This window comes from Burkholderia sp. Tr-20355, assembly GCF_017104685.1.
GTDB lineage: Bacteria > Pseudomonadota > Gammaproteobacteria > Burkholderiales > Burkholderiaceae > Burkholderia > Burkholderia seminalis.
Window position 1 is genome coordinate 53,452 of sequence record NZ_JAAGPK010000005.1, and the last position, 18,151, is coordinate 71,602.

Below are 18,151 nucleotides of genomic sequence, written 5' to 3' on the forward strand. Positions count from 1 at the left end.
CGGCTTCATAAAGGCCCCGTGGGATCGGTCTCGCGCGGCGTTCAGGCGAGCAGGCGGCGCTCGAACGGGTAGTCGGACAGCAGTTCGAGCTGGCCGTCGTCGCGGACGTAGACCTGTTCCTCGAGCTTCACGCCTTCGCCTCCGTCCTCGTGGCCGATGTAGCTCTCGATGCACAGCGTCATGCCGGGTTCGATCACGCCGTCGTAGCCCTTTGCATCGTTGTCCTCGCGATGACAGATATACGGGTATTCGCCTGTCATCCCGACGCCGTGGGCCAGCGCGAAATAGCGGCGTGCGCGATACGGCTGCGGGATCTGCCACGCCTTCGCGATGAATTCCTGGAACGTGGTGCCGGCCCTTACGTTCTCCATGTTCGTGTGGATCTGCTCATAGGCGAGGCGGTACAGCGTCTTTTGCGCGGCGGACGCGGGACCGTCGCCGCAAAGAAAAGTGCGCGAGAAATCCGCGTAGTAGCCGAAGCGGCCCACCACGTCGGTATCGAGCCCGACCAGTTCTCCCGCCTGGATCTTGCGTGGGCTGCTTTCCTGGAACCATGGATTCGTGCGCGGGCCCGAGCTTATCAAGCGGGTCTCGACATAGTCACCGTCGGTCTCGATCACATGCTGATGCAGGTACGACCACAGCTCGTTCTCGCTGATGCCGGGCACGAGGGCGGCCTCGAGCTTGCGCACACCCGCTTCCGCCGCGCGCAGTGACGCGCGGATCATCTTGATCTCGTTCGGCACCTTGATTGCACGGGCGCGTTCGAGCGGCTCCTGGGCGTCCGAAATCTCGTAGCCGCGCGCTTGCAACGCAAATGCGGCCGCCGATGTCGCACTTTCGATCGCGATCCGCTTGCCGCCACCGCACGAGCGAACCAGATCGTCAATCTCGTCAGCCCAGCGCTCCGTGATCTGACGCAGCATGTCGTCACAAAAGTAGTACGAAATCGCGGTCGCGGGCCGGACTTCATCCACGGTATCGAGTCCGTCGGCCAGGAATTCGCATCCCGCGTATTCGAACAGCACGACTTTTCCCTCGGCCGGCACGAACAGATAGCGTGCGGGATTGCGCATCGAATACACCTGCATGTTGCGAGAGCCGGTGGCGTATCGCATGTGGGTAGGGTCGAACAGGATAGCGGCGGTCAGGTCGCGTTTCTTCAGTTCGCGGCGAACCGCGGCAAGCCGGTCGCGCTGGATCTGGGCGATTTCGTCGGCGGTAGGCTCGCAATCTTCCGGGCGGTGAGTCGGTCGAAGCATCGTCATGATGGCAGGGGTAACGTTATAAGTGTCAGTACAACGAAGTAATGGGATGGATCTACCCATCGGGAAATCGCATCGTCAGTCGACCAGGTTGTCCGCGCGGACCAGTGTCTGTTCGGCTTCCAGATGCATTTCGGATACGCGGCCGTACAGCTGGCGGGTTCGCTCGAGGCGGCCGACCACCCCGGGCTTCTTCGAATAGGCGAAGATCGTAGTGTGACGATCGATGTCGCCGCGCACCTGGGTCACGCGGTGCAGCGAGAAACGGCCCTTGAACAGTTGCAGATCGCCCGGCTGCAGCGTAATCACGCTGATCGGCGTGCGCGTCTCTCCGCGCACCACCGCGCCGACCGCATCGTAGTTTTCACCCTCGGGCGACCGGATGTTCGGGCAGTACTCGAAATCGCCGCCTGCCGTGGGCTGCTGCGTCATCATCGACACGATGAATTCGTTGGTGTCGTAGTGCCACGGCTGTTCGGTGCCCGGCGGCATGACGTTCTGAACCAGTCCGGCGTACGGGTCCGCGTATTCCCAGATCTGCGTTTCGCCGAGACATGCAGCGACGAATTGCTTCATCGCACGCGCCACGTAAATCCGGTGAACGATTGCATCGGCCGGGATCACGTCGCGCGTGACGAAGCCGCTCGTGCGATCCATAAAGATGCGGCGCGGATCCGTGGCGGGCAACGACGGATCGTCGGCGGTGAAATACGCATTGACCTTGCGGCTCGAGAAATAGGTTTTTTTCGCGAAGCCGAGCCCTTCGACGCGCGCCTGTTCCAGTGCGGTGGGGCGCAGGAAGCCGCGCAACACCGCGCTGCCGCTGGCGGTCAGCTGGGCCCGGCACGTTGCGAGCAGGTCGCGCATTCCGGCGTGCCCGGGGTCATGCAACGGATAGTGGTCGGTATCGACGATATCGCTCAGATCAGTACATTCTGCGTCGGCGAGAGGCGGGCTTGCTTGCACGGTTGGCTCCAGTTTCGAGGGGTGAGGCGTTTGTGGCCTGAATTGTTTTCGACAACAATCGGCCTATCGATGCGTCAATGATTCGATCGACAAATTCCCTTGGATAACGAGTAATTTCGATGACTGACATCAGCGAACCCGATTGGTCTCAACTCAGCTCGCTCGACGGAGAACTGGTGCGCGCGTTCATCACGGTGGTCGACAGCGGCGGCGTGACCGCCGCAGCCAGGCAGATGCACCGGACGCAATCGACGATCAGCCTTCGCATCCGTACGCTCGAAGAGCGGCTGGAAACGCACCTGTTTCTGCGCGACAGTCGCCGTCTGGCATTGTCGCGAGACGGGGAAAACTTCCTGATCCATGCGCGCCGCATCATTCAGGTGCAGAACGAAGCGATAGCGGCACTCAAACGCACGAGCGCTCATGGCGTGATTCGCTTCGGCTTGCCTGAGGATTACGCGGAGCTCTGGTTGCCCGATCTGCTCGAAAAGTTCTATCGCCTGCGGCCGGATGCGCGCCCGCATATCGATTGCAGAATGTCGCTGGAGCTGATCGAGCGCCTGCAGGCGGGCGAACTCGATCTGGCACTGGTCGTCAGGCACGGCGCGCAAAGCGGTGGGCGTCATCTCGGCCGCGAGGACGTGGTGTGGGCCGCGCATCGCGATTTCGTGTTACCGGACGGCGCGTCCGTGCCGCTCGCGCTGTTTCCGGAAACATGCTGCTACCGTCAGCGTGGACTCGCGGCACTGGCGGCACTCGGGCGGCAGTATCACGTGATCTACACGAGCCAGAGCCCGACCGGCATCAAGGTCGCCGTCAATCACGGTGCGGCGGTGACGATCATCGACCGCTGCACGCTGCCCGCGAACTGGCGCGTGCTGGACATGGAAGACGGCTTGCCGGCGCTGCCGCCCGCAGATCTCGAGCTGCTGCGCTCACCCGGCAGTCGCAATCCTGCAGCCGACGATCTGGCGCTGCTGATCGAGACGATGGTCGAGGAGCGTCGCCGCGCGGCGAGCGCGCCGTCGCCGGCCTGAATGATCGTGCATCGCATCCCGTAGCCTCGCGGGAGCCGGGCCCAACGCAACGACGCGATCGTTCGGCCTCTCCGATGGTCCCTATCGGAATTCCTCGCTGTCAAAACGAAATTGGCGCAATAAATATATCTGTGAGCGAACGGATGACCGTTGCCACGGATGCCGGTGTCCGCGCGATCGCTCCCGCCCGGTTCCATCGGCCGCGTTATGCCTTGCCTCAGTGCCTTCCCCATTCAATAGGAGCCCTTCTCATGATCCTGTCGTTGCTTGCCCGCCTGTTTATTGTCACCATGCGTCGCCCGGTACTCGGGCGGTTCATGCTTTTCTTCGTGCTATCGGTTTCGGCGTCGGCGCACGCCGCCGGCAACGGAACGGTGGTGATCGGAGTGAACAACTGGGCCGAGAATATCGCGGTCGCGAATCTGTGGAAGGCGCTGCTTGCGGAAAAAGGCTACGACGTCACGCTGCAGTCGGGCGACAAGGCGATCATCTATAACGGCGTCGCGCAGGGCAAGCTCGATCTGACGTTCGAAGTCTGGCTGCCATCCGCGGACGGCCCGCCGTACGATGCGATCAAGTCGCGCGTCGAGAAGATCGGCCCGTGGTTTCCCCGCGCTCAGCTGGGCCTCGCGGTGCCCGATTACGTCGCGATCGACAGCATCGACCAGTTGAACGCACATGCCGCCCAGTTCAGCCACGACGGCAAGCCGACGATTTTCGGCATCGAACCCGGCAGCGGCCTGATGAAACTGACGGGCGAGGCGCGCACCGCTTATGCGCTCGACGCGACTGTGTTGCCGTCATCGGAGGCTGCGATGTTGCTCGCGCTGGATCGCGCGGCAAAGCGTCGCCAGCCGATCGTCGTCACGCTGTGGAATCCGCATTGGGTGTGGGCGAAGTATCCGATGCACTACCTGAAAGACCCGAAGCAGGTGTTCGGTCAACCCGATGCGATCTATGCAATCGCGAAGGCCGGCTTCAGTCAGACACGTCCGGATGTCGCGCGCTGGCTCGGTGCATGGAAGATGGACGACCAGACGCTCGGCTCGCTGATGAACGATATCCGTGCCGCCGGTGAATCCGATCCGCAGAAGGGTGTCGCGCGATGGATCGCGTCGAATCGCGCCCGGGTGGGTGAATGGCTACGCTAAGAGCAGGTTTCTCGAAGACTGCTTTGCATGCCGGGTATTCCTGCGGATCAGGCGGCAACCCAGTTTGAGAAACGCGCCATGAATGTCGGCGCGGCGATGATCGCGCAAACGCTGCTGACGGGCAGGGCTGCGCACGCGGGCGTCGCGCCGCTGCAAACTGGAACGCTAAATGCTTGTCACGCGTGATCCTTTCGATGAAGGAGCACAGCGATGAGCGAGCAGACCACCACCGCTTTTTCCCACGTGAAGCCGCAGGACACCGCCTATCAAGGCGAGGGCCTGCGCGACTTCTTCCTGTACCGCGATCTCGGCATCGCGGCCGCGACGAACGGCAAGGTCGTCGCGCAACTCGTCAGGGCAAACCATGCACCGGAGGCGGGCACCGGCTGGCACCGTCACGAGGCCGAGTTCCATATCGTGATCATGCTGAAGGGCTGGGCTCGCTTCATGTATGGCGAACAGGAAACGCTGGTAGCCGCCGGCGACTGCGTGCACCAGGCGCCGGGGATCGTCCACTACCTGTTCGACTATTCGCCGGACATGGAGTACCTGGAGATCGTCGGGCCCGCCGATTTCAAGTCGATCGACGTCGACGGGCCGTGCGCGGTACCCGCGCCGACGCCGTGGGGCGAGGCGGGCGCATAGCTTGCCGGGTTTCCGGCGCGCGCCGGGCGCATGCTCGAGACCAACCGCCTTCGGGCGGTTTTTTATTGAGCTGTGGACTGCTGCGACCCGCCTCCCGCTTCGGAACGTTGCTTCGAATTCCAAACCGTTGCGGCGCTGAAGATCCGGAAAGAAAAGAAAGACATTCGTCAGCTTCGAGCGCCGATTCGCGACGCGATGTCAAAGATCGTCAATTGCGCGGCCGCGCGGTGCACGGCCGGTCGACGACCGGCGTTAAGGAGTGACCAGCCGGATCACCGGCTGATTTATCCGGGAGAGTTTCACCATGAACCGCATCGCGAAGATCCTGACGGCAACCGCACTGGCTTGCGCCGTGCTCGTGCCGGCACTGGCCGAAGCGCATTCGCACCGCGTGTGCCATTTCGATCATCACCACCATCGCGTGTGCCGCTGGGTGCGGTAACCGCGGCTTTGCCCGGGGATGCCCGGGACGTTTTCATCATTCAGGCAAATCAGGAGAGGACCATGAAAAAAACGATGTTGATCGCCGCGCTGGTCGCCGGCATGGGTGTGTCGATCGGTGCGTTCGCGCAGGTTCCGGCCAGCGCGCCGGCCGGCACGACCGGGCTGTGCAAGGACGGCTCGTTCTACTCGGGCGCATCGAAGAAGGGCGCCTGTGCGGGCCACAAGGGTGTGAAGACGTGGTACGGCGCATCGGCCGCCGCCGCGGCGAGCGCACCGGCCGCGGCGCCGGCCACGGCGGCGTCCGCCGCGCCGGCATCGGGCACGGCACCCGCGAAGAGCGCCGCCGCGACGACGGCAGCCGCGCCGGGCGGCGGTGCGGGCAAGGTGTGGGCGAACGACAGCACGAAGGTCTACCACTGCTCGACCGACAAGTACTACGGCAAGACGAAGCACGGCAGCTACATGTCGGAAGCCGACGCGAAGGCGAAGGGCTACCACGCGTCGCACGGCAAGGCCTGCTCGTAACGCGCGGTGCCGGCGCGCGAGTGCCTTTGCTCGCGCGTCATCCGAACGCCGCAGCAAACGTCGCCCCGCCTCTTCGGCGGGGCGATTCGTTTGCGGCGACGCGCACGCTCAGTGCGCGTGATGCGATCGTGTTTCCGTCGTTGCGTCGCTCCCGGTTGCGCGCGCATCGAGCAGGGCGCGCAGCGTGACGTAGTGGGTGCCGCTTGGGTCGCCTTCCGCATTCGCGGTGCGATCGTACGGCTCGTTGTCATGGATCGTCGCCCGCACGATCGGATAGATCTGCGTTTCCCACCGGCTGCCGTTGAACACGCCGTAGTGCCCCACACCCGTCTGAACGTGGTGCGTCTTCAGATACGACGGTAACCCCGAACACAGTTCCTGCGCGGCCACCGTCTGGCCCACCGCGCAGATATCGTCCTTCTCGCCTTCGACCGTCAACAGCGCGGTGCGATGAATCGCCGCCGGTTCGACGAGCCGGTCGCCGACCGTCAGCTCCCCGCGCGCGAGCGCGTATTGCTGGAACACCTTCTCGACCGTTTCCAGATAGAACTCCGCGGTGAGGTCGGCCGTCGCGAAATATTCGTCGTAGAAATGCCGCAGCGTGTCGGCTTTCGCCGGGTCGCCTTTCGCGCGCTGGTAGTACAGATCGGCGAACGACGCCGCGTGCCGGTCCGGGTTCATCGACATGAACGCGCCGACCTGCACGAAGCCCGGATACACGCACCGCTGCGCGCCGACGAAGCCCGCCGGCACGACGCTGATCAGGTTGCGCGCGAACCATTCGATCGGCTGGCTCGTCGCGAGCGCGTTGACCTTCGTCGGATTCACGCGGCAGTCGATCGGGCCGGCCATCAGCGTCAGGCTCGCGGGCTGCGCCGGATCGCCGCCGGCCGCCATCAGCGAAACCGCCGCGAGCGCGGCGACCGTCGGCTGGCAGATCGCGAGCACGTGCGCGTCCGGGCCGATCTGGCGGATGAAGTCGATTACGTGAGCCACGTATTCGTCGAAGCCGAAGCGCCCGGCCGTCAGCGGGATGTCGCGCGGGTTGTGCCAGTCGGTGATGTACACGTCGTGATCGGCCAGCATCGTCTGCACGGTGCCGCGCAACAGCGTCGCGAAGTGTCCGGACATCGGCGCGACGATCAGCACGCGCGGCTGGCGTGCGACGGGCCGCGCCTTGCGGAAGTGCAGCAGCGTCGCGAAGGGCGTGACGGCCGCCGCTTCCTCGACGATCGGCACCGTGTCGCCGTCGACGGCGATCGATTCGATTCCGAACGGCGGACGCCGGTGCGAGAATGCGCAGCATTCGAGCAGTTCGCACAGCGCGTCGAGCATGCGGCCGGTCGGCGTCGACGTCGAGGGCGGCCACAGCGACATCGTCGCACGGGTGGCGGCCGCCCATGCGCGCGCCGGGCGCACGCATTCGGCAGACCATTGGTAAAACGGATAGGCAAGCAGGTTCATGGCCGTCGCTCGTTGCGCCGCGTTGCAAGGAACGAGGCAAGCCGTGTGCCAGCATGCGGCTGGCACGCGCGTTGCACGCGGTTCGGAAACGCGGCGGCGCGGGCGGCGCAAGACGACGGGCAGGTGCGGTCGATGCGTGGCCGCACCGCTCCGGCGTGCGATGCGTGTCGCGACACCGTGCGGCGCTGCGCCAGTTCGGCGAATGGGTCGCACAGGCGTGGTGCGGATCACGGCGTGATGCATCCGTTTCGGTGCAGGGGCACGAACGGCAACCAGCAGGGAGCAACATGGAATCCACCGGACTGACGACGCTGACCATCAGCAGCCGCAATTACTCGTCGTGGTCGATGCGCGGCTGGCTGCTCGCGAAGCTGAGCGGCCTCGCGTTCGAGACGGTCAGTGTGCCGATCGATGCGGCGTCGCGCGCGGAACTGCTGTTGCTGTCGCCGTCGATCCTCGTGCCGTGCCTGACGCACGACAGCAGCAAGGTATGGGATACGCTCGCGATCGCCGAGTACCTGAACGAGATCCGGCCGCAGGCGCGGCTGCTGCCCGACGACCGGCATGCGCGCGCGCATTGCCGCTCGATCTGCGGTGAGATGCATTCCGGCTTCAGCGCGTTGCGCTCCGCGCTGCCGATGAACCTGCGCGCGCATTTTCCCGGCTTCCGGATCTGGTCACGCGCGCAGCACGATATCGAGCGGATCGTCACGATCTGGCGCGAGTGCCTCGCCGCGTACGGGGGCCCCTGGCTGTTCGGCGCGCAGATCGGGATCGCCGATGCGATGTACGCGCCGGTCGTCACGCGCTTCCTGACCTACGACGTCAAGCTCGAGCCGGACATCGCCGAATACTGCATGCGCGTGCTCGCGCAGCCGTTCGTCGCGGAATGGATCGATGCGGCGAAGGCCGAGCATGAAGACATCGACGAACTCGACATGGAGTTCTGACGCACACGGCCGCCGTACGCTTTCAATTTCACTACACGCGCAAGCGGCGAAACGAACATTCGACGCGCTTGCGCCACTCGCAAACGTTTTACCTTGATTTCGGTCGGAAACGAGGACGAATTCCCTAAAGGATGTTGAGCCCAATGACGTAAACGAGTCACGGGGACGACTCGCGATCGCGCGCTTTCGACGGGCGACGCGCAGTCCGCAACAACCAGCGCAGCAGGGGAATCGACTTGAATCGTCAGCAATCGTGGACGCGTACGGCGGCGCCCGGAGAAATCATTTATTCCGAGGGCTTCGCCGGCGAGCCCGTCATCTTCCTCATTACCGACGGCAAGGTCGAGCTGTCCACGCGCTGCGACGACAAGCGCGTGATCGTCGCGACGCTCGGCCGCGGCGAGTTCTTCGGCGAATCGGCGCTGCTCGCGGCCGAGCCGCGCGCGCATACCGCGAAGGCGCTGTCGTTCTGTCAGCTCACGGTCGTGCCGGCCGGCATGCTTGACGATGAAATCGAGCGCGTGTCCGCGCTGCTGCGCCATATCGTGCGAACCATGATCCGCCGCGTGAAGCGCAAGGACGACCAGCTTGCGACTTACACGCATGCCGACTTCATGCCGGGCGTGCTGTCGTATGCGCACGTGCTGTCGCTGATGGCGGGCGCCGACACGCGCGACGCGGGCGATACATGGGCGCGCCGGCCGATGCAGGCGCATGCCGCCGAAGCTTCCGTGCCGCTCGCCGAGGTGATCCGCAAATGCCGCGCGATTGCCGGCCACTCGCGCCCGCACGTGCTCGCGATGCTGCGCCGCATGGAGAAACTCAATCTCGTCACGATCGAAGCCGCGCAATCCGACGGTGCCGGCGGTGCCGTCGACTACGCGGCTTCGTCGGACGCGCGTCAGGTCGTCACGTTCGACGCCGCGCGCATCATCGATCGCGCGCAGCAGGTCGCCGATCACGATCTCGACCTGTCGATCAACAGCGAACTCGAACTCATCGAACTGGCCGATCTCGAATCGCTGATCGGCGTCGACAAGACGCTGCTGCTCAACAAGCTGTCGAACGGCGAGATCGCCGACGAAGTGTTCGCGTTCCGCAAATCGAAGGTGCTCAGTTACGTCGAGCAGAAGGGCGTTGCGTACTTCTCGCGGCGCAACGCGCGGCGCGGCGGCGACGTGCGCGCGCTGGAGGATCTCGTGTGGGTCGACCAGCGCACGTTGTTCGACGTGATCAGCGCGTTCGACACGTACGATCTCGCGAAGCTGATCGCGAACCTCGACGATCGCGCGGTGGCCGACAAGCTGTTTTCCGTGATGACCGAGGCGCGGCGCAACGAGGTGTCATGGGTGATGCGTCGCGAGATCAAGCTCGACCCGATCGAGGTCGAGGAAATCGAGCAGCGCGTGCTGGATGCCGTGCGTGCGGCGAAGGCGCCTGCGGCGGGCGTGGCGCCGGTGGCGTCGACGTCGTCGTCGGATGCATGAGACGGGGAGGCGTATGGATCTGTTGACCCTGGCCGGTGTGGTGCTCGGCGGCGCGGCGATCGTGTTCGGTTTCGCGCTGGAAGGCGGTCATTTCTCGATGCTGTTTCAGTTCGAGGCGCTCGTGATCGTGCTCGGCGGCACGCTCGGCGCGGTGATGATCCAGAACACGTGGGCACGCTTCTTCGATGCGGTGAAGCAGCTGCGGCTCGCGTTCGTGCGCGCGCGCGAGGTCGATCGCAAGAACCTGTCCGACCTGCTCGAATGGGGCGACCGCGCGAAGCTCGACGGGCTGCTCGCGTTCGAATCGATGGACGTAAGCGGCATTCATCCGTTCGCGCGCCGCGGGCTGGAACTGCTGGCGAACGGCGTGTCGACCGCCGTGCTCGAGGATGCGTTGCAGCGCGAACTCGATGCGTACGAGCGCAGCCGCCTCGCCGCCGTGCGCGTGTGGCAGCAGGCCGGCGGCTATGCGCCGACGTTCGGCATTCTCGGCTCGGTGCTCGGGCTCGTGCAGGTGACGAGCCATATTCTCGAACCCGCGCAGCTTGGGCCGGGCATCGCGGTGGCGTTCGTCGCGACGCTCTACGGGCTCGCGTTTGCAAACCTCGTGTTTCTGCCGCTGTACGGCAAGCTGCGCGCGCAGATCGACAGCGAGATGCGGTTCCGCAAGCTGTATCTCGACGGCTTGCTCGCGATTTCGCGCAGGGAGTCGCCGCACACTATCGAAACGCGCCTGACCGGCGATGTGCGCGGGCGGGCGGCGGAATCGCTTGCTTGATGGATGTGTGCGCGTTCAGGTGCCAGCGCTATATGACGAACCGGGATTCTCGACCGCATGACAGCTCGAACTGACGGCGCATCCGCGGCCGATCGCGACGATGACGAACTCGAAGGCGCGCAATCCGGGCGCTGGCTGATTTCGTACGCGGATCTCATCACGACGCTGATGGTGCTGTTTCTCGCGCTGTACGTGCTGCAGCTCGCGAAATACAACGCGCTCGATGCGCGGTATCAGACGCTTGCGCGGCAGGCTGGCGGTGCTGCGACTGCTTCCGTCGATGCCGCCAAGTCCGAGCCAGCGCCGCCGTGGCTCGCGCTGCTCGATTCGTTGAAGTCGAATGGCCGGATCTCGCTGGTGAAGGCGCCGCACGGCGTCGAGATCGGCATCGATGCGAAGATCCTGTTCAATGTCGGCGATGCGCGCCTGCTGCCCGATTCGTCGCCGGTGCTGAACCAGATCGCGCAGGCACTGAGCGCGCACGCAACCGGCGACATCCTCGTCGAAGGCCACACGGACAATGTGCCGATTGCCAACGCGAAATACGAATCGAACTGGGAGCTATCGTCGGCGCGTGCGGGGAGTGTGGTGCGCTACCTGACGGAGCGCGGTGTGGCGCCGCATCGGCTGGCGGCGATCGGGCGGGCCGATACGCAGCCGCTCGTTGTGGGGGACGACGCCGCATCAAGGGCAAGGAATCGGCGCGTCACGATTTTCGTTGCGTACTGATCCGATCCTTGCGTATGGGTCGACGCTTATGTCCGCCCGTCATCAACATAACGAATCTCGCATGGTCGATATCTGAAATCAGCGATGCGATTCCGCGCGTGCATGCCGATAACCCAAACTGGCTCAGACCGAGCGGTTACCGAGGGTTCCCCATGCACTTCTGGCGCAAGCTTTCCATTCAGAACAAGCTGATTCTCAGCATGACGAGTTGCCTGCTCGTGTTTGTCGCGATTTCGAGCGGGCTCAGCGTTCGTCTGATCGGCAACGCGGTGCGCGATCGCGTCGTCCGTGAAGAGTTGCCGACCGCCGTGAACGGCATTCGTGCCGACGTGCAGCGCCAGATGGCCGGCCCGATCGCCGCGTCGCGCATTCTCGCGCGCGATGCGTTCCTGCTGCAATGGGAAGCCGACGGCGAACCCGACGCCGGCACGCGCAACTGGATCCAGCTCGCGAAGAACGTGAAGGACGAGCAGAAGGCCGCGTCCGTGCAGTGGGTGTCGGTGAAGAGCGGCAACTACTACAACGAAGCCGGCCTGCAGCGGAAGGTGACCGACAAGGATCAGTGGCTGACGAGTTTCCTGTCGTCGGGCAAGGCGTTCGACGTGAACATGGATCGCGAGGTGACCGTCGGCGGCTACATGATGTTCATCAACAGCCGTGTGGAACTCGACGGCGTGCCGATCGGTGCGGCGAGCATGAGCTTGTCCGTGGATGCGCTTGCGAAGGGCATCTCGGCCTACCGGATCGGCCAGACCGGGTTCGCGTATCTCGTGCGTCCCGACGGCGCGTTCATGATGCATCGCGACACGTCGCTGATCGACGGCAAGCATTTCCTGAAGGATCAGCCAGGGCTGCCGGGCGATGCGTCGTCGACGCTGCTCGCCGGCAAGCCGTACGCGTACCTCAGTTACGACGGCGACGGCGGCGCGCGCTTCATCGCGACGTCGTTCATTCCGGAGCTGAATGCGTATGTGGTCGTCGAAGTACCGCAGGCTGAATTGCTCGGGCCGGTGACGCGGGCCATTCGCAGCGCGGCGCTGGTTGCGGCGGTGGTGGGCCTCGCGGTTGCGCTGCTGGTGATCTGGCTGGTGGGCCGTGCGATTGCCGCGCCGATTCGTCGGGCGGCGACGCTGCTGTCGGAGATCGCCAGTGGTCAGGGCGATTTGACGCGCCGGATGACTGTCGAGAGCCAGGACGAGATCGGGCAGTTGTCGGATGCGTTCAACCGGTTCGTGTCGTCGCTGTCGACGCTCGTTCACCGGATTCGCGCGGCGTCGGCGTCGATTGCGACCGGGTCGGCGCAGATTGCTTCGGGGAATGCGGATCTGAGCGAGCGTACCGAAGGGCAGTCGAGCAACCTGGAGCGGACGGCTTCGTCGATGGAAGAGATCACGGCCGTGGTGCGCAACAACACCGAGACGGCTGCGACGGCCGCGAAGATGATCAACGGCGCATCGGATACGGCGGCGCGCGGCGGGCAGGTGGTGGGCGAGGTCGTGACGACGATGGAGCAGATCAGCAACGCGTCGCAGCGTATCTCCGAGATCATCGTGATGATCGACAGTATTTCGTTTCAGACGAATATTCTGGCGCTGAATGCCGCTGTGGAGGCGGCGCGGGCGGGGGAGCAGGGGCGCGGGTTTGCTGTTGTTGCGTCGGAGGTGCGGAATCTGGCGCAGCGCAGTGCGCAGGCGGCGAAGGAGATCAAGGCGCTGATCGAGCATAGCGCGGGGACGGTGAATACCGGGTCGCGGCTGGTGAGTGAGGCGGGGAAGGTGATGAGTGACGTTGTCTCGCAGGTCCAAGGCGTGAGCGCGATGATGAGCGAGATTGCCGAGGCTAGCCTGGAGCAGAGTGCTGGGATCGATCAGATCGGGGATGCGGTGCAGTCGCTCGATCAGATGACGCAGCAGAATGCGGCTTTGGTCGAGGAAAGCGCGGCAGCGGCGGAGAGTTTGAAGCAGCAGGCGGCAGAATTGACCAGGCTGGTTTCGGCTTTTAAGGTGGATGAGTAGGGGGTGATTTGCGGTTTGGGGTGTGAGGGGCGGCTGCCGTGGGGTCACGGCAGCCGTTTTTGCTTGGCGGACGAGACTCATGACATTAATAAAAACGAGACTCAATTTCATATCGAGAGCTGAGGTGAGAGCTCGCAGCAGTCAACTCTGTATTGGCGCGTCCTACGGTTGTGTTCGGGAGTGTATCGCAATGTGCCGCTTTGCCACACTAAAGATTGAGCGGAAGATTGCCGATATGATGATGAGGCTGGTTCTGCTCTGCTGGCGCTAGACATGAGACGCCGGATACATCGGTGAGTTTATGATTTCGATCAAGCGCAGTTAGCAAATTTGTGGTCTCTGGATTCAAGTTGCTGGACGACGTGCATTTGACTGACTGATATCTATTTGGAAAGCGTGATTTTTATTTTTAACGAATGATTTAATAAAATAATATGGCTAATTTTTCTACTGAATTTCCGATCGATCCTCGTAATGGAGTTGAGGATGTAATCAATTTGGCGTGTAAATGGATCGCTGGGAGTCCTCATTCTAAAATACCGCGCAATGTGCTTTCCAATGTTTCTGTGGATTCCGAGTGGAATTACTCGAATGGTAACGAGCGAGTGACGATAGCTGCCGCTAAAGGTGAGGAGTATGATATCGGTGGCCTTCGTTATGTTAATGTTGATAAAGGTTTGGAGTGGGTGACATCTATTGTTTCGCTTAAGACAACTGATAGAAATCTATTGAGTATCCAGATTTATTGTGAAGCGCTAAGCACAACAGTGAGGTTGCCACCGCCCAAAAAGCCCTATTTTATTCGGCAGGTGCTCGCAGAACTCGGTGGGGGGATGGATGGCGAGATTCCAGTGACAGAGAAACCGTTTCGTTTGGGCGAGGATGACTCTGGCGTAGCGGCTGCCTTGATGATGGGGATTGCGAATAACAAGCTTCCGATTGTGTATGTCAGTGCAGGTTTCGATGGCGATTATTTGATTAACCCAGATGAGCTGGCTAAGTTTGTGTCTGGTATGGCTCATGTCGTGGTTGAGCCGAGTAGGGCTTTCTCGTTTAAAGTAAAAACTCTTACCAATTCAAGCAATGTCTTCGGTGGTACTGTTGGTGTTTATTGGCCTGAGAGTAACCGGCGAAGTGCCTATTTTCTTGATGAGGATACACCAAGTCAGCGCGCTATTCAGATTGATATTGCGAAAGATATTCGTTTGGCTCTTTCCAATAGAAGGGTTAGAACGAATTGTACTTGGAATCACCTGATGGAAACGATGTCGAGAAGGCGCTATGATTTGCTGAAGGCGCAGGGGTCGACGGAATTGCAGGCATATATTCAGGTATTTGATGCCGATCAGGCAGCAAAGGATCTAAAGATTGCAGAGGCTGAGCAGGAAATTTTACGACTTAATGCGGAATTGAAGCGTGTTTCGTCAATTGGTCAACCATCGGGGCGCGGCCTAGTGGTTTCGGGTAAAGAGCAGGATTTGTTTGATCACGAAATATCGGATGTCGTTATTTCTGCGCTTGAAGAAGCTTTGCGTGCGGTAAGGGATAATAGTCGGCGCCAGCATATTTTAAATGACCTCCTGAGTGTTAATAAATCATCTGGAAATGGTCGTAGGATTGAGGGGGAGATAAAGAGTTTGTTTAAGTCTTATCGTGATATGGACTCTCGAATGAAGGGTGCCTTGGTGAAGATGGGGTTTGAAATAACGGAAGATGGGAAGCACTATAAAGCCATATTTCAAGGGGATGGTCGGTACACATTTGCTATTCCAAGAACTAGTAGCGATCACCGGGCTGGAAGAAATACGGCAAGTGACATTAACAACGTTCTCTTTTGAAGTTGCGATTGACTTCCGGTTTTTTATTATAAATTGAAATTGAGGAACTCGCACGTGGCGCGACGCGGATTACGTGCGAGTTGGATGGCTCTATCAGTGTCGGATTGTTGACCAGTTGCTCGCGTTCGCCACGTGAGGTGGGTCTGTCAGGAATTTCGTGTTTAAGGCATAACATGCTCTCAAGGAGAGTGTATGCCCCGCAAACCGAAAACCCAGCCGGTGGAGCTGCCGGCGATTCCGGTCGAACTGCTTGAGCAGTTTGGCAACGGTCCGATGACAGCAGAAGCCATCAATGCCGCGACGCTGGCGCTCAAGAAGGCGCTGATCGAGCGAGCGCTAAGCGGCGAGATGAATTATCATCTCGGCTACCCCACCGGGGCAGCCAAGCCGGCCAACGCCACGAATCAGCGCAACGGCCGGGGTGCCAAGACTGTCCTGACCGAAGACGGCCCGATTCGCATCGAGGTGCCTCGCGACCGCGAGGGCAGCTTCGAACCCATCCTGATACCCAAGCACGAACGGCGCTTCACCGGCTTCGACGACAAGATCGTTGCCATGTATGCCCGAGGCATGACCGTGCGCGAGATTCAGGGCTTCCTGCTGGAGCAATACGGCACCGAGGTCTCGCCCGACTTCATCAGTTCCGTGACCGACGAGGTAATGACCGAAGTGACTGCCTGGCAGGGTCGACCGCTTGAGCCGATGTATCCGGTCGTGTTCTTCGACGCTCTTCGGGTCAAGATTCGCGAAGACGCCGTCGTGCGCAACAAGGCGGTGTACCTGGCGCTGGGCGTGCTGCCCGACGGCACCCGTGACATTCTGGGCCTATGGATCGAGAACACCGAGGGCGCCAAGTTCTGGATGAAGGTGTTCGATGATCTGAAGACGCGCGGCGTTCACGACATCCTGATTGCTGTCACCGACGGTCTCAAGGGTATGTCCGAAGCCTTGGCGGTGGTGTTTCCGGCGACCACACTGCAAACCTGTATCGTCCATCTGATCCGCAACAGCCTCGATTACGCCAGTTGGAAAGACCGCCGAGGGTTGGCTGCCGCGATCAAATCGATCTACGCAGCGCCCAGCGCGGAAGCGGCCCAGGCCGAACTCGATGCGTTTGCCGATGGTCCGTGGGGTCAGAAATTCCCAACTGTCAGTAGCGCGTGGCGCAACGCCTGGGATCGCGTGATCCCGTTCTTTGCCTTTCGCCCGGGCGTTCGCAAGATCATCTATACGACAAACGCGATTGAAAATATCAACTCGCAGTTGCGCAAGATCATCAAAACCCGCGGGCACTTCCCGACCGACGAGGCAGCCACGAAACTCATCTGGCTGGCCCTGCGCAACATCACGGCAAATTGGGATAGTGCAGCTCATGACTGGAAGACCGCCATGAACCAATTCGCTATCCTTTACGCAGATCGATTCGTCCGGCCTTCCGTGTAATTACTCAACCCGCCTTGAACACGGAAATCCTGACACCCCCGGGCGACACCGCCCCGGCCAAGCCGCGAACGCCGCACTGACGCTCACAGCGACCTTCGATAACTGTCACGACCGCGTGGTCCGTGAGGCAGCACCGCGCCTGCCGAAGTCGCGGCATGAATTCACATCAACACCCGCCGGCACGCCGCTTCACAACGGCCCCCCGCTGCAACACATACTCGACCCGCGCGCCTTCATCAGCCACGACCCCAATATCCTCAAGCGGATTCCCATCCAGCACGACGAGGTCGGCGATCGCCCCCACGGCAACCACCCCAAGCTGCCCCTGCATATTCACAATCTCCGCCGCCACCGTCGTCGCCGACCTGAGCGCTTCCAGATTCCCGAGCACGTCTGCCCTAATCCGAAACTCGCCGGACTGAAACGCATGCATCTCGCCAAGCAGGTCCGACCCGAACCCCATCTTCACGCCGGCCTTCGCATAAATCTCAAGCGACTCGCGTCCCTTCTGCTGCACGGAAGCCACCTTCGCGATGGAATCCGCCGGCATCCCGAACTCCGCCCCATGTTTGGCCAGCGCGTCATAAGTGACGAGCGTCGGCACCACGAACGCCCCATGCTCATGCATGATCTTCGCGGCCGCTTCATCGACGAGATTCCCATGTTCGATCGTCCGCACGCCGCATCGCACGGCCCGCGCAATCGCTCGCCCCGTATAGGCATGCGCCATCACATACGTATTCGCGGCCTCGGCCTCGTCGACGATCGCCCGAATCTCGTCCTCCGAATACTGTGTGTTCGCAATCGGATCGGTCGGCGAAGCCACGCCGCCTGACGCCATGATCTTGATCTGCGTCGCGCCTTTCTGAATCTCCTCACGCACGGCAAGCCGTACACCTTCAACCCCATCGACGACCCGCGCAATCGCCCCCGTCCTGAAACAGCAGGAGCAGGGCTCCAGCAAATCCCCCCGAGGCCGAAAATCCCCATGCCCGCCGGTCTGCGACAACGCCTTCCCCGACGGAAAAATCCGCGGCCCCGGAATCAGCCCCGTCTCGACCGCCTGCATCAAACTCCAGTCCGCGCCCCCGGCATCCCGCACGCTGGTAAACCCGCGCGACAACATCGCATCGAGAATCGGCAGCGACCGGATCGCCGCAAGAATATTCGGCTGCGTCGCATTCGCGCCAAGATTCGCATTCGAAGCCAGCACATGCACATGGCAATCGATGAACCCCGGCATCACGGTTTTGCCGCGCACGTCGATCACCTGCGCATTCGGCAAATCCACCGGCCGATCGGTGATTTCGACGATCCGTTCGCCTTCGATCACGACATGATGATGTTCGAGCAACACGCCTCGTTCGAGGTCGAGCACGTCGCCGCCTTGCAGCACGGTAATGGTCATATGGAA

The 18,151-nt window shown here is 61.9% G+C and carries 17 protein-coding genes; 13 read left to right on the forward strand and 4 right to left on the reverse strand.

What is annotated here, in order from left to right; genetic code table 11:
* Positions 1 to 41 precede the first annotated feature (41 nt).
* Positions 42 to 1,328 (reverse strand): Xaa-Pro peptidase family protein, encoded by a 1,287-nt coding sequence (locus tag G3N62_RS02180; RefSeq protein WP_206141132.1) that lies wholly within the window; start codon positions 1,326 to 1,328, stop codon positions 42 to 44.
* Between the two features lie 15 nt (positions 1,329 to 1,343).
* A complete protein-coding gene (locus G3N62_RS02185; protein WP_206141133.1) occupies positions 1,344 to 2,132 on the reverse strand; it encodes a hypothetical protein in 789 nt (262 codons plus the stop codon).
* 218 nt (positions 2,133 to 2,350) lie between these two features.
* On the opposite strand from G3N62_RS02185, the gene G3N62_RS02190 reads away from it, so the two are divergent.
* From G3N62_RS02190 to G3N62_RS02215, 6 genes are all read left to right on the forward strand, one after another.
* The gene (locus G3N62_RS02190; RefSeq protein WP_124668785.1) at positions 2,351 to 3,268 is read left to right on the forward strand and encodes a LysR substrate-binding domain-containing protein; all 918 of its coding nucleotides are present in this window, start codon (positions 2,351 to 2,353) and stop codon (positions 3,266 to 3,268) included.
* 143 nt (positions 3,269 to 3,411) lie between these two features.
* Entirely contained in the window at positions 3,412 to 4,419 is a 1,008-nt protein-coding gene (locus G3N62_RS02195) for a glycine betaine ABC transporter substrate-binding protein (protein ID WP_241012823.1), read from the forward strand.
* A gap of 27 nt (positions 4,420 to 4,446) precedes the next feature.
* Entirely contained in the window at positions 4,447 to 4,605 is a 159-nt protein-coding gene (locus tag G3N62_RS02200) for a hypothetical protein (protein ID WP_185733030.1), read from the forward strand.
* A 24-nt stretch (positions 4,606 to 4,629) separates the two neighbouring features.
* On the forward strand, positions 4,630 to 5,064 hold the full coding sequence (locus G3N62_RS02205) for a cupin domain-containing protein (RefSeq protein WP_049035781.1): 435 nt from the start codon (positions 4,630 to 4,632) through the stop codon (positions 5,062 to 5,064).
* Between the two features lie 304 nt (positions 5,065 to 5,368).
* Positions 5,369 to 5,506: an HHHH-motif protein gene (locus G3N62_RS02210; RefSeq protein WP_006488624.1), complete on the forward strand. Its 138-nt coding sequence runs from the start codon at positions 5,369 to 5,371 to the stop codon at positions 5,504 to 5,506.
* A 62-nt stretch (positions 5,507 to 5,568) separates the two neighbouring features.
* Positions 5,569 to 6,033, forward strand: a complete 465-nt coding sequence (locus G3N62_RS02215; protein ID WP_034185626.1) for a DUF3761 domain-containing protein — start codon at positions 5,569 to 5,571, stop codon at positions 6,031 to 6,033.
* Positions 6,034 to 6,141: 108 nt separating this feature from the next.
* Here the strand turns inward: G3N62_RS02215 and phaZ are convergent, their stop codons facing one another.
* Positions 6,142 to 7,497, reverse strand: a complete 1,356-nt coding sequence (phaZ, locus tag G3N62_RS02220) for a polyhydroxyalkanoate depolymerase (protein ID WP_049035779.1) — start codon at positions 7,495 to 7,497, stop codon at positions 6,142 to 6,144.
* 287 nt (positions 7,498 to 7,784) lie between these two features.
* Here phaZ and G3N62_RS02225 point away from each other — a divergent pair, with 287 nt between their 5' ends.
* The 7 genes from G3N62_RS02225 to G3N62_RS02255 all read left to right on the forward strand — a co-directional run bounded on the left by G3N62_RS02225 (position 7,785) and on the right by G3N62_RS02255 (position 16,737).
* Positions 7,785 to 8,447 carry a glutathione S-transferase family protein gene (locus tag G3N62_RS02225; RefSeq protein ID WP_124668786.1) on the forward strand — a complete coding sequence of 221 codons (663 nt, stop codon included), beginning with the start codon at positions 7,785 to 7,787 and terminating at the stop codon, positions 8,445 to 8,447.
* A gap of 236 nt (positions 8,448 to 8,683) precedes the next feature.
* Positions 8,684 to 9,934, forward strand: a complete 1,251-nt coding sequence (locus tag G3N62_RS02230) for a cyclic nucleotide-binding domain-containing protein (protein ID WP_034185629.1) — start codon at positions 8,684 to 8,686, stop codon at positions 9,932 to 9,934.
* A gap of 13 nt (positions 9,935 to 9,947) precedes the next feature.
* On the forward strand, positions 9,948 to 10,712 hold the full coding sequence (locus G3N62_RS02235; RefSeq protein ID WP_034185630.1) for a flagellar motor protein: 765 nt from the start codon (positions 9,948 to 9,950) through the stop codon (positions 10,710 to 10,712).
* A 57-nt stretch (positions 10,713 to 10,769) separates the two neighbouring features.
* Positions 10,770 to 11,441: an OmpA family protein gene (locus tag G3N62_RS02240; protein ID WP_124609038.1), complete on the forward strand. Its 672-nt coding sequence runs from the start codon at positions 10,770 to 10,772 to the stop codon at positions 11,439 to 11,441.
* Positions 11,442 to 11,593: 152 nt separating this feature from the next.
* Positions 11,594 to 13,456 (forward strand): methyl-accepting chemotaxis protein, encoded by a 1,863-nt coding sequence (locus G3N62_RS02245; protein WP_124668994.1) that lies wholly within the window; start codon positions 11,594 to 11,596, stop codon positions 13,454 to 13,456.
* 434 nt (positions 13,457 to 13,890) lie between these two features.
* Positions 13,891 to 15,294 carry a hypothetical protein gene (locus G3N62_RS02250; protein ID WP_206141134.1) on the forward strand — a complete coding sequence of 468 codons (1,404 nt, stop codon included), beginning with the start codon at positions 13,891 to 13,893 and terminating at the stop codon, positions 15,292 to 15,294.
* Positions 15,295 to 15,486: 192 nt separating this feature from the next.
* Positions 15,487 to 16,737, forward strand: a complete 1,251-nt coding sequence (locus G3N62_RS02255; protein ID WP_034185633.1) for an IS256 family transposase — start codon at positions 15,487 to 15,489, stop codon at positions 16,735 to 16,737.
* A gap of 166 nt (positions 16,738 to 16,903) precedes the next feature.
* On the opposite strand, the gene G3N62_RS02260 is transcribed toward G3N62_RS02255, so the two are convergent.
* A complete protein-coding gene (locus G3N62_RS02260; protein ID WP_124668788.1) occupies positions 16,904 to 18,145 on the reverse strand; it encodes an amidohydrolase family protein in 1,242 nt (413 codons plus the stop codon).
* Positions 18,146 to 18,151: the final 6 nt, after the last annotated feature.

Coding starts and splice junctions, on each gene's coding strand:
- G3N62_RS02260 (WP_124668788.1), bottom strand. CDS start 18,145: ATGACCATTACCGTGCTGCAAGGCGGCGACGTGCTCGACCTCGAACGA.
- G3N62_RS02255 (WP_034185633.1), top strand. CDS start 15,487: ATGCCCCGCAAACCGAAAACCCAGCCGGTGGAGCTGCCGGCGATTCCG.
- G3N62_RS02215 (WP_034185626.1), top strand. CDS start 5,569: ATGAAAAAAACGATGTTGATCGCCGCGCTGGTCGCCGGCATGGGTGTG.
- G3N62_RS02195 (WP_241012823.1), top strand. CDS start 3,412: ATGACCGTTGCCACGGATGCCGGTGTCCGCGCGATCGCTCCCGCCCGG.
- G3N62_RS02235 (WP_034185630.1), top strand. CDS start 9,948: ATGGATCTGTTGACCCTGGCCGGTGTGGTGCTCGGCGGCGCGGCGATC.
- G3N62_RS02250 (WP_206141134.1), top strand. CDS start 13,891: ATGGCTAATTTTTCTACTGAATTTCCGATCGATCCTCGTAATGGAGTT.
- G3N62_RS02185 (WP_206141133.1), bottom strand. CDS start 2,132: ATGCGCGACCTGCTCGCAACGTGCCGGGCCCAGCTGACCGCCAGCGGC.
- G3N62_RS02210 (WP_006488624.1), top strand. CDS start 5,369: ATGAACCGCATCGCGAAGATCCTGACGGCAACCGCACTGGCTTGCGCC.
- G3N62_RS02240 (WP_124609038.1), top strand. CDS start 10,770: ATGACAGCTCGAACTGACGGCGCATCCGCGGCCGATCGCGACGATGAC.
- G3N62_RS02245 (WP_124668994.1), top strand. CDS start 11,594: ATGCACTTCTGGCGCAAGCTTTCCATTCAGAACAAGCTGATTCTCAGC.
- G3N62_RS02180 (WP_206141132.1), bottom strand. CDS start 1,328: ATGGGTAGATCCATCCCATTACTTCGTTGTACTGACACTTATAACGTT.
- G3N62_RS02200 (WP_185733030.1), top strand. CDS start 4,447: ATGCCGGGTATTCCTGCGGATCAGGCGGCAACCCAGTTTGAGAAACGC.
- G3N62_RS02225 (WP_124668786.1), top strand. CDS start 7,785: ATGGAATCCACCGGACTGACGACGCTGACCATCAGCAGCCGCAATTAC.
- G3N62_RS02190 (WP_124668785.1), top strand. CDS start 2,351: ATGACTGACATCAGCGAACCCGATTGGTCTCAACTCAGCTCGCTCGAC.
- G3N62_RS02205 (WP_049035781.1), top strand. CDS start 4,630: ATGAGCGAGCAGACCACCACCGCTTTTTCCCACGTGAAGCCGCAGGAC.
- phaZ (WP_049035779.1), bottom strand. CDS start 7,497: ATGAACCTGCTTGCCTATCCGTTTTACCAATGGTCTGCCGAATGCGTG.